Origin of the sequence: Alcanivorax sp. (genome assembly GCF_040119285.1) — a bacterium.
In the GTDB taxonomy this organism is placed as follows: Bacteria; Pseudomonadota; Gammaproteobacteria; order Pseudomonadales; family Alcanivoracaceae; genus Alcanivorax.
This window is the reverse complement of the sequence record NZ_JBEDTY010000004.1, coordinates 400,132-410,873: the sequence shown is the minus strand read 5'-3', so window position 1 is coordinate 410,873 and position 10,742 is coordinate 400,132. Positions and strand designations below refer to the sequence as shown.

General features: G+C 56.9%; 7 protein-coding genes. 1 reads left to right on the top strand and 6 read right to left on the bottom strand.

Going from position 1 to position 10,742, the window contains the following annotated elements; translation table 11 throughout:
- The first annotated feature begins 429 nt into the window (after nucleotides 1–429).
- The gene (locus ABNH10_RS02885; protein WP_062810571.1) at nucleotides 430–1,428 is read left to right on the top strand and encodes an integron integrase; all 999 of its coding nucleotides are present in this window, start codon (nucleotides 430–432) and stop codon (nucleotides 1,426–1,428) included.
- Nucleotides 1,429–1,577: 149 nt separating this feature from the next.
- Here ABNH10_RS02885 and gcvPB read toward each other — a convergent pair whose 3' ends face one another.
- The 6 genes from gcvPB to ABNH10_RS02855 form a co-directional block, all read right to left on the bottom strand.
- Complete coding sequence (gcvPB, locus tag ABNH10_RS02880) at nucleotides 1,578–3,044, bottom strand: aminomethyl-transferring glycine dehydrogenase subunit GcvPB (RefSeq protein ID WP_349384676.1); 1,467 nt, start codon at nucleotides 3,042–3,044, stop codon at nucleotides 1,578–1,580.
- On the bottom strand, nucleotides 3,041–4,417 hold the full coding sequence (gene gcvPA / locus ABNH10_RS02875) for an aminomethyl-transferring glycine dehydrogenase subunit GcvPA (protein ID WP_349384675.1): 1,377 nt from the start codon (nucleotides 4,415–4,417) through the stop codon (nucleotides 3,041–3,043). Before gcvPA ends, gcvPB begins: the two co-directional genes overlap by 4 nt.
- Before the next feature lie 149 nt (nucleotides 4,418–4,566).
- Nucleotides 4,567–4,953, bottom strand: coding sequence for a glycine cleavage system protein GcvH (gene gcvH, locus ABNH10_RS02870; RefSeq protein ID WP_349384674.1), 387 nt, complete (start codon nucleotides 4,951–4,953; stop codon nucleotides 4,567–4,569).
- Between the two features lie 177 nt (nucleotides 4,954–5,130).
- Nucleotides 5,131–6,210: a glycine cleavage system aminomethyltransferase GcvT gene (gcvT, locus tag ABNH10_RS02865; RefSeq protein WP_349384673.1), complete on the bottom strand. Its 1,080-nt coding sequence runs from the start codon at nucleotides 6,208–6,210 to the stop codon at nucleotides 5,131–5,133.
- A 179-nt stretch (nucleotides 6,211–6,389) separates the two neighbouring features.
- Complete coding sequence (locus tag ABNH10_RS02860; RefSeq protein WP_349384672.1) at nucleotides 6,390–9,350, bottom strand: Ig-like domain-containing domain; 2,961 nt, start codon at nucleotides 9,348–9,350, stop codon at nucleotides 6,390–6,392.
- Nucleotides 9,351–9,368: 18 nt separating this feature from the next.
- Nucleotides 9,369–10,727 (bottom strand): OmpP1/FadL family transporter, encoded by a 1,359-nt coding sequence (locus ABNH10_RS02855; RefSeq protein ID WP_349384671.1) that lies wholly within the window; start codon nucleotides 10,725–10,727, stop codon nucleotides 9,369–9,371.
- Nucleotides 10,728–10,742: the final 15 nt, after the last annotated feature.

Below are 10,742 nucleotides of genomic sequence, written 5' to 3'. Positions count from 1 at the left end.
AGTTTTCAGACCTTAGACCTGTATCAGGAAGAGCTTCATAAGGAAATTTCCCCCAGGAAGCACCTGACAGCAAGATCAAAACTATGAAGATATAATTTCCGATGCTCATAGCCTCAAAAAATTTAACAGCGTATTCAGTCGAACGATTCGACATATCTTTTTTCGACATATTTCTTAAAAGGCCATCGTATATAATTCCGATAAACCCATAAAACTTAGTAACTTACCCAGGAAGCGAGAACCTTTCGCATCTGACAAAACTCGAACGAGCGGCCTATTTCCCGGTGACTCCATGCACATTTAAGTCGCAATGCGAACCAAAGATCAATGACTTAGCGAATTTTGAGATATCTCCTACACGCATTTGCGCCCCGTTCTGTTGAGCACGGGCCTCCATAGCCCCAGCCTGCTATGGGTAAGGAGAACCCTATGAGCAATAGAACCACAGATATTCCGGTTTCCATTCCTGACACGCCCGTAAGGCTACTTGATCAATTCCGTGCCTGGCTGCGCACTAATCACTATCGTTACCAGACTGAACGAACCTATGTTCATTGGGTGGTTACCTATATTCGCTACCATGACCGCAGGCATCCTCGCGAAATGAGCTCCCCGGAAATACAGGCCTTTTTGACTCATCTCGCTACCCAGCGGCATTGCAGCCCTGCCACGCAGAAAATTGCCTTGAATGCATTGAACTGCTTCTACCGCAAATTTCTCAAGATTGAGTTTCCGGCTCTGAATTTTCGCCAATCACGCAAGTCTCGCAGGCCACCCGTCGTTTTTACCGACGAGGAGGCTCGCATCATCATTAAGCAGCTAAAAGATCCTTTCAAACTGATGGCTGAGCTTATGTATGGTTCCGGATTGCGAGTTTCTGAGGCCTTGAGATTAAGAATCAAGGATATGGATTTCGGCCAAGGCCAGCTCATTGTTCGTGAAGGAAAAGGAAACAAGGATCGAGTCACTGTACTTCCCGGCCAGTTACATGGGCGCCTGAAGCTACAGATCGATCTGGCCACCAGTTATTATAAGCAGGACAGGGAGAACGGGGTTGGCCCCGCATGGATGCCCTATGCGCTGGCGAGAAAGTACTCCGGCCAAGCTTCACAGTTGGGCTGGCAATTTATTTTCCCTTCCCGCGAGCCAGCCCGGGACCCACAGACTGGCATTATTCGCCGCCATCACCATCACCCAGATACCATTCGCAAGCAGATCAAGCATGCTGCACAGAAGGTCGGGATTGTTAAGCTCTGCGGCCCACATACTTTCAGGCACTCATTTGCTACAAGGCTACTGGAGAGCGGCTATGACATCCGCACGGTGCAGGAGTTGCTGGGCCACAGCGATGTGTCGACCACCGAACGGTATCTGCATGTTATGAACCGGGGCGGTCTGGGGGTGATTAGTCCGCTGGATAGGGGGTAGCAAGGTAGGCATGGGCGTTCAGCATCGAAATTTGATTTTAGCATCCGCCCTGCGATGTCGAGGTTTCAACTTAATTTCACCCATAAAAAACCCGGCTTTCGCCGGGTTTTGATCGCTTCAAGCGTGTTCTATGAAGCGTGCTGCGTCTCTTATTCGCTCCAGGCCAAGTCCAGCTCACGAGCGGCTTTCACATCATCCAGACGACGTACCGGCTGGGTGAAGGGCGCTTCTTTCACCATGTCCGGTTCGTTGCGCGCTTCTTCCAGGATCGCGGCCATGGCATCCACGAACTCGTCCAGCGCTTCTTTGCTTTCGGTTTCCGTGGGCTCGATCAGGAAGCACTCCGGCACCAGCAGCGGGAAGTAGGTGGTGGGCGCGTGCTGGTTGTAGTCCAGCAGACGCTTGGCGATATCCATGGCGGTGACGCCCAGCTCCTTCGCTTCTTTTGCGAAGGTGAGGATGAACTCATGGCTGGCACGACGATCCGGGTAGGCAGCAGTACAACCTACCGCTTCCAGACGCTTGAGCAGGTAGTTGGCCGCCAATGTGGAGAACTCGCCTACGCGAATCATGCCTTCGCGGCCCAGGGAACGGGCGTAGAAATAAGCGCGCAGCAATACACCGGCGTTACCCATAAAGGCACTCAAGTGGCCAATGCTGGTGTCCAGCGAGTCGGTGTCGACCCAGTGATAGCTGCCGTCATCGCGCTGGCCGGCCATGGGGGTGGGCAGGTAAGGCAACAAGCGTTCGGAAACACCGACCGGGCCGGCACCGGGGCCACCACCACCGTGGGGGGTGGCGAAGGTTTTGTGCAGATTCATGTGAATAACGTCGAAGCCCATGTCTCCGGGGCGCACCTTGCCGAGGATGGCGTTCAGGTTTGCGCCGTCGTAGTACAGCAAGCCGCCGGCTTCGTGCACGGCTTTGGCAATGTCTTCAACCTGCCGTTCGAACACGCCACAAGTAGACGGGTTGGTCATCATCAAGCCAGCGGTCTGTGGGCCGCAAGCAGCTTTCAGTGCTTCCAGGTCCACGTCGCCATCTTCGCCAACAGGAACTTCACGGACCTTGTAGCCACACATGACAGCGGTGGCCGGGTTGGTGCCGTGGGCCGCATTCGGGATCAGGATCTCGGTACGTTGATCATCCCCACGGGCATCGTGGTAGGCACGGATCATGGCGACGCCGGCAAACTCACCCTGGGCGCCGGCCATGGGCGCCAGGGATACCCCTTTCATGCCGGTGACTTCTTTCAGGAAATTCTGCAGTTCGAACATGCAGCTAAGGAAACCCTGGCTGTGGCTTTCCGGTGCCAGTGGGTGACGATTCAGAAAACCCGGCAGCATGGCAGCACGGTTGGCGCCACGGGGGTTGTACTTCATGGTGCACGAACCCAGCGGATAGAATTGCTTGTCGATGGCGAAGTTCTTGCTGGACAGGTTGGTGTAGTGACGTACCACCTGCATTTCGGACACTTCCGGCAGGCCCGGCTTTTCTTTGCGACGCAGATGCGCAGGAATGGCGGACAGCGTGTCTTCCGCCAGCGCCTTGGGCGCTTGGGAGGTGGCGCTACGACCTGGATGAGACAGTTGGAAAATCAGTTGTGTCTCGCTCATGCCATTTCCCTCCATTCGTTGAGGACACTCTTCAGGGCTTGTTCGAACAGCTGCAAATCCTGCTCGGAATGGACTTCGGTAGCATTCACCAGAATCGCATTATTCATGTCATAGTCGCCGGCCAGGCTCACGCCGCCCAGCACGTCTTTCTCGGCCAGCGCCGCCAGCACCTGATCCGCCGGCTTGGGCAGCGTCAGTACCACTTCGTGGAAAGTCGGCGCGGTGAAGGCACGCTCAACGCCATCGATAGCGGTGAGCTTGTCCGCCAGTGCCTGAATGTTGGCGTGGCAATGAGCCGCCACATTACCCAGGCCATCCGGCCCCAGCAGCGAGGTGTAAATGGTCGCCGCCGTCATGGCCAGGCCCTGGTTGGTACAAATGTTACTGGTGGCCTTGGAACGACGAATATGTTGTTCGCGGGCCTGCAATGTCAGGGTGAAGCCCTGCTTGCCTTCCATGTCCACGGTGCGGCCAATGATTCGACCCGGCATTTGCCGAACGTATTTTTGCTTGCAGCACATAAAGCCAAAGTACGGCCCACCGGAGGATAGCGGCACACCCAGCGGCTGGCCTTCACCCACAACGATATCTGCACCGTCTGCGCCCCATTCGCCAGGAGGCGTCAGCAGCGCCAGGGAGGTGGGGTTAACCACACCAATGACCAACATTTTGTTGGCATGGGCCCAGTCGGTGAGCGCATCCACTTCTTCCAGAGAACCGAAGAAGTTGGGCTGGCTAATCACCAGCGCGGCGTAATCTTCACCTTCATAGGGTTTGAGTGCATCTAGTGGGGTCTGCCCGCTAGCGGCATCGAAGCCCACCCTTTCCAGGGCCACGTCCTGATTTTCCACGATGGCCTGGGTCGCGCTTGTGTAGCGCGGGTTCACCGCGGTGGGCACCAGCACCTTGCGGGACTTGCTCTTGCGGTTAGCTCGCAGGCTCATCAACACCGCTTCGGCCAAACCAGAGGCACCGTCGTAGACAGAAGCGTTGCTCACGTCCATGCCGGTGAGGCGGGTCATCAGGGTTTGGAATTCGTAGATCACCTGCAGGGTGCCCTGGCTAGCCTCCGCCTGGTACGGGGTGTAAGCGGTGTAGAACTCCCCCCGGGTAGCAATTTCCCATACCGCCGCCGGCACGTGGTGCTGGTAGGCACCGGCACCGATGAAACTGACCGCGCCTGCATCCTGGGCAGCACGGTCGCTCATCAGCCGAGTGACGTCCATTTCGCTCAGCCCTTCAGGCAGAGCATCGAGCTTGCCAGCGGCTTTCAGGTGCGAAGGAATTTCATCGAACAAATCTTCGATGCTATCGGCGCCAATGGCGTCGAGCATGGCGCGCACGTCATCGGGGGTATGGGGGATATAGGGCATGGGGCTACCTGATGGTGTTGGTGTTGGCTGTCAGGCCACGATATTCTGACGCCGGCCTGACGCTTGACGCCGAAAGCCTAACGCTAAGCTAAAACCCAAAGCGTCGTGCGTCCGCCGTCTGGCATCCGGCTGCGAATAACGGCTAGCTGTTATTCGCTATCGATCTGCGCCTGGTACTGGTCGGCGGTGAGCAGATTGTCCAGCTCGCCTTCGTCGGTGAGCTGCACTTTGAACAACCAGCCCCCTTCATAGGGAACGTTGTTAACCAGCTCGGGTTCATCTTCCAGTGCTTCGTTGATTTCAACGATTTCGCCAGACACCGGGCTGTAGATGTCGGAGGCCGCTTTTACGGATTCCACTACCCCGGTTTCATCGCCAGCGGCCACAACCTGGCCCACTTCCGGCAGCTCAACATAGACCAGATCGCCCATGGCATCTTGGGCGTGGTCGCTGATGCCCACCGTGGCAACACCGTCTTCTACCTTGGCCCACTCATGGCTGGAGGCATAACGCAGCTCGGCTGGAATCTCGCTCATTGTTTTCTCCTGTTAAGAGTCGCTTGCTCGCGGCATGCCGCACGCATGCACGCTGAAATGTATTCAGTAGCCGCATTGCGGGCGACTACAGAAGGTATGTCTTGCCGGAGATGCCATCGGCATGTCCGGCCTAATAAATAGGCCCGCCGCATGTTGCGTGCGGCGCGCAGCATGCTGCTACTGTTCCTTGTACACCGCTTTACCATTACGCACGAACGGCGGCTTAACCACCTGAGCCGCCTGCCGTTTATTGCGAATTTCCACATCCACCTTACCGGTGGCGCCGGCGGGCAAGCGGGCCAGAGCGATTGATTTACCTAACGTGGGCGCGAACGTGCCGCTGGTAATTTCCCCTTCTTCCCCATTCGGCATCAAAACTTTCTGATGGGCACGCAATATGCCCTTGCCTTCCAAAATCAGACCCACCTGTTCGCTGTGGCCATTTTCTTTCTGGTTCAGCAGGGGCTGGCGACCGATGAACTCGCGGTCATTCAGCATTACGGTCCAACCCATGTTGGCTTCCCATGGCGTAATGCTCTCATCCATATCGTTGCCGTAAAGATTCAAGCCCGCTTCCAGACGTAGCGTATCGCGAGCCCCCAGCCCAATAGGCGATACACCCGCTTCAAGCAATTGCTCCCACAGGGCCACCGCATCGGCGTTAGGCAGCATGATTTCCACGCCGTCTTCGCCGGTGTAGCCGGTGCGGGCAATCATCCAATCACCGTCTTCCGCGAAGGCAAAAACCTTCAGGCTTTTCACCGCCTCGGCGCGGCTGCCATTCAAAAGGCCAGCAAGAATGTCACGGGCCTTGGGCCCCTGAATCGCCAACATGGCCAGTTCTGGGCGCTCATGAATATCCACGGCAAAACCGCCAGCGTGTTTTTCCATCCAGGCCAGGTCAGTTTCGCGGGTCGCGCAATTTACCACCAGTCGGCAGCCACTGTCCCGCTTGTAGACGATAAGGTCGTCGATTACGCCGCCACTATCGTTGAGCATTCCGGTATAGAGGGCACGGCCGGAATCAATACGGTCCACATCGTTGGCCAGCAATTGGCGCAAGTAGTCACGGGAACCGGCGCCGGCGATATCGACTACGGTCATGTGAGAAACGTCGAACACACCGGCATTTTGGCGCACGGCGTGATGTTCTTCGATCTGCGACCCATAGTTGATGGGCATATCCCAGCCGCCGAAATCCACCATTTTGCCACCGGCGGCGAGATGAGCGTCGTATAAAGCTGTGCGATGAGCCATAAAAAACACCATGGAACGAGTGAGTGGGAATTATATCGACCCGGGACCGAGCGGCATAGGCTGGGCCACTAATCTGCCCAATGCGGGTAGAACACCCCGTCGAGCCTGCTGCCCGCTCCCGAGTCACAAAAAAGCCGACCCGCAGGCCGGCTTGAGTGCCACTGTTAGAAACAGTGAGGTTACTGCGGTTCCTTAATGGACCCGCTTTGGAAGGTGAGGTTCACTCCTCCAGCCGGAAGCTGCAGATCAATGGTGGCCACCGGCCCACCAATGCGCACATCAATGTTCTGATCCGCCGTGCTCAGCAAGCTGATAACCAACCTGCCATCTGGCAAAAAGTCCACAGGGCCCAACAATTGCAAATCATCCATAGGGTAACCGTGCAGATTAAAGGGCAACCCCAGTGGGGCCTCCATTTCAGGGGCATCCAGCAGCAGATCCAGTGTGAGGTCAAACATTAACTGATCTTCCTCCTCGTCATAGCGAATCCACCCGATTAACGGCAGCGTCCGGTTGCCGCTGCTATCTTCATCATAACGGCCACGCATTACCAAGGGCTCGGTGGGCACGTTAGGGCTGACCAAACCGGCGATCTGTGCGTAAACACTGGTGTTGGTTGTCATCAACACGGGCGGATAGAGGATGACTTTGAGCGCTTGCTCCGCTTCATCCCAGCCAGCGATATCGGCAATGATCCCGCCATTGAGATAAGTAAACTTATCCGCCGGGCAAGTATCGTTAATATTGCAGCCGATGTTTGCCGCCGTAACCAGCCCGCCAACATCAGTGACAGCCAGCTTGGCGGCATTGGTCGGTGACGGGTACAAGCCGCTGCCCGGCGGCTCTTCCGTCGCTTTGAGTTCAGTATCTTCCAGCTCAAAGTTGGCATTCACGTCTGACTTGGGCAGATTACGCAATGGCAGCAGCACATTGTCGTTTGCCGGTGCACCCGTGAAGGCAATGGCCATGTTCGGGCCACCCTCATCCGCATCCGGACCTAATAGCTGGGCGGTTTGCAGGGGCATATTGTCTTGCGAGCAAATCACATCACCGCCACAACCGGCCCGCTCATGGGACGCCAGCACATAACGATACAGGGTGCCGTCTTCCCAGGGCTGTTGCGGGGTAATGGTCAGCTTGCGGGTTTCCGAGGTCAGATGACCGGGCACCACCTCCAGACAATTACCCGCTGTGTCTATTTTTTCCACCCGAACACTGCCTTGCCCGCACGCTGAACCCAGCCTCATGCTATCGGCGTCCATGTTGCGCGAGAACTGCACCTCAATGGAGCGGTTAGCAGGCAAGGTTGGCACCGGCAACAGATCACCGGCATCATTTTGATAGGCACTGGCACACTGCCCCTGAATGCCATTGGCCAAGTTTTCGCTACCTGGGTCAATGGCGCAGGGGAAGCCCGGATACACTGTGGTGGTATAGGGCGTGCGCGCGCCACTGGTAGTGGTGGCATCGACCATGGTGAAGTCGAGGGTTTGCGGGTTGGCCGGGTTGCCACTCAGGTCCTGTACGCCATCGGTGAATACCACTTGGTAATCGGTGCCAAATGCCAGCGGGGCATCCGGGGTGAGCACCAGGGAAGCACCGTCAAGACGCCACTGGAAGGGCACCGGGGCTCCCTGCTGAGTCAGCCTCACTGTGGTGCCCGGAATAATGGTGTCCTGGTTTGGCGTCTCATCAAAGTTCAGCACCACCGGGTCGCCGGGGCGGAAGCGATCGGCGTAGTCGCCAGGTTGCCAGCTTTGCAGCCCCGGGCCGGTAATATCAACTTCGGGCTCGGGCGCATTTACCTGATCCAGGTAAGATTCCATATGGAGGCTGAGCACACCGTAGGCGGTTTCCAAGCCCAGCACCTCTGGCTCTACCACGCCTAGGGCATCGATGACCATACGGCCATCTACAACAATAGCGCGCCCCACCAGCTCGACCTGCAACAGCGTTTGGGTGAAGGCGCCGTTGGCGCGGGAATCTGCCGTGGAGAGCGCCAGATCCAGAGTCAACTGCACCCGCCGTGGCGCTTCCGGAACAGTGCTATATGGAGCCAGTGAAAGATACCCGGAGGCGTCGGAGAGGAAGCTGACGGTCACCTCGCCGGAGTCGAAACTCGCAGGTAAATTGCCGGCAATCAGCACATCCAGAGACTCCCCCTTGAGGATCGAACCTTTGCGGATTCGCAGCGGGGCGGCGTCCGGATAATTGGGCACAAATCCCAACTCCGCAAACACATTACCAGAGAGCTTGGCGGCTGTGGCATCGCCTAACAGCGTACCAATCAGCGGCACGCAATTAATCGGATCACCGCTCAGCGGCGACAGCATAACGCCACCCTCGTTACACTCCTTGGTGGGGTCTGTGGCCATGGCCTCCAGCACCAGGGTTTCCCGTGGGGTGGAATCTTTCGGGGTCAGCTGAATGCTACTGTCCCCACTATAAGCCACGCCGGTTTTACTGGTCAGGGCTGCACCCAGCTGCAGGGTGTATTCGTTGCCCGGGGTCAGGTCTTTCTGCGGATCCAGGGTTAGCCGTGTGCCATCTACCAGCAAGGTGGCCGCAACCCTGTTTCCGCCAGAATCGCGCAAACTTACTGTGGTTTCATCCACGGTAGTGCGATCCAGCGGCTGCGAGAATTGCAGGTGAATGGTGGAAAAATCCATGAACGGCTGGTCGGCCCCAAACGGCATACGCCGGCTGAGCACCAGCTCATCGCTTAACTGCTGGCTGGTGTGCGGGCCTTTTGCCGCGGAGGCAGTGGTAAAGCTCAGGGTGCCATCACTGAAGCCCGCCAGGCTGACACCGCTCACGCTCAAGGTGTAATCACTGTTGAACGCCAGCGCCTGGCGCGGCGTGACAATCACTGAGCGCCCCTCATCGGCCTCACTCACGTCCACCTCGACGGCGCCGCCCGGGCCAGTAAGGGTAATATCCTCCGACGCCAGATCCCGTGCTTCGGAAAACTGCACCACCACTGGAGCGTGCACCGAGACCTGAGTCTGGGCATCTGCCGGGTAGCTATAGAATACGTGGCCACGATTGCGCTCACTGTAATCCACCGTCTGCTTACTGCCATCACCACCGCAGGCGGTCAGGACCAGTGCGGCAGCAAAAAATAGGCTTGTTCGCATCATTGTGTTTGCCTCCCGGAGTTAAAATTTAAGAGTGATCGAGCCGCTGATCACATTCACTTCGCCGCTGGCCTCCACTTGCTCGCTGGGCTGCGGGTAGACGGCAGACTGGGTGTCGTAAACATCAAAGGTGCGGTCTTCCAGAATCTGGTGTTGGTAAGCCAAATCAAAGCGGACCGGGAAGGCAAGGATGCGAGGAGCCTTGTATTCCGCAGTAACCCCTAGGCCGATGATCCATTTGTCAGTATCCAGATAATTCACATCTACCGAGGCATTGGACTCCAGCGGCGATTCGCTATAGGCCACCCCACCGGTGAATGAGAAGTTTTCATTGAGACGGAACTGGGTGCCGATACGCGGGATCACCACATCCTGGAACTTCAGCTGACCGGGCTGACCACTCACTGTCTGATCCTTGATGGTGTCATTGCTAAACTCGTCTTCCAGAGCGGACCATTCCTGCCACTCCAGGGTGACACCGGTACGCCACCGGCCTGACCGATACTGCACGCCACCGGCCAGAATATTGGGCTGGTAGGAATCCAGCGTATTGATATTAAATATCAGGCCCGGGGTGGGAATCACGCCGGGAATCACCGCCGTGGCGTCCACTTCGGTTTTGGTGTTGGCGTAACCGCGATAGGAAAAGGCGGTTTCTAACCCGTTAAACCAACAATCATCGCCCTCAGCACAGAAAGTTTCCCCCCAATCCATACTGATACCGAAAGTGGGACGAACCGATGGTTTCGCCGATACGTCCAGCTCTTCGTACTGGGTATTGCCGTCCAAGTCGGAGGTGACCCTCAGATCCGCCGCCGCATGCAGGGTAATCCGTGCGCTGACGCCCACATCGATCCCCCGCCACAGCTGGGTGGCGCCGCCGAGGTTCAAGAACAGGGGCTGCCGGCCATATTCAAAATACTGGCCTTGCTGGGAGGTGGCAGAATCGAACGCGAGCATTTCCTCCCCGTATTTTTCCACCCCTAACATCATGCCGAAGTAAATCGGATGGTTATATTGGGTGAGCGAGGTCAAGTCAGTTTTCATACCCAGCAGCACTTGCTGGGAGGGGGAATCCTGTAGCAGGTCACCATTACGGATTGGCGCATCGGCTCCGCCCAGACTTTGCGCCCGCAGTTCATGATCGGCATGCATCAGACCGATGGTCAACTCACCGCGAGAGTCCTGGGCCAGGGCCGCAGGGTTATAATACGTAGCAGAAACTTGATTGCTAAAGAGGCTCAGAGCCTGCGCTGAAGCAATATCTGAGGGCAATACACCATAGGTGGTGCCGATATTTCCCATGCTCGCCAAGGCAACAGATTGCACCAGCACACCACCGACTACGGCAGCGACACGTCCCGATAAAGACACCGTCATTTGTTGTACTCCCTC